Annotated in this window: 1 protein-coding gene; it reads right to left on the minus strand. The window is 72.8% G+C overall.

Annotated elements, in window-relative coordinates:
• Positions 1 to 426, minus strand: a 426-nt coding sequence (locus AC2JF9_RS09665) for a beta-xylosidase family glycoside hydrolase (RefSeq protein ID WP_500727349.1), incomplete at both ends; no start/stop codon positions are given.

Below are 426 nucleotides of genomic sequence, written 5' to 3' on the forward strand. Positions count from 1 at the left end.
GAGAGGAAGTACCAATAATCGTCGCTCTGCAGCGCCGCGAGCCCGGCCCGGTCGCCCTCGCGCCGGGGCGCGAAGCGCGCCACCGTCTCCGCGATCGCGTTCATATGCGGCTGCCGCCGGCCCAGGAAGGACGGGTTGGCGTTGTCGCCCAGCCCCTCGGCCCGCGCCTCCAGCCGCAGGCGGCCGTCATCGAGAGCGTACCAGCGGCTGCGCGGAGTGCGCATCATCATCCAGTAAGGCGGCAGCTCCGCGCCGTCGAACTCGTCGCGCACCGCGAACGGGCCGGAGGTCGGCACGGGGGCGGTGTCCGCGGGAAGGTTCGGGCGGCGATGCACGCGGGGGATCGGCTGGCCCGGATCGGTGACGCGCGGCCAGCCGTCCTCCCACCGCACCGGCATCAGGAAGGTCTCGCGCCCGGTATTGTAA

The sequence above is a fragment of the Lactobacillus sp. C449L genome, assembly GCF_059900815.1.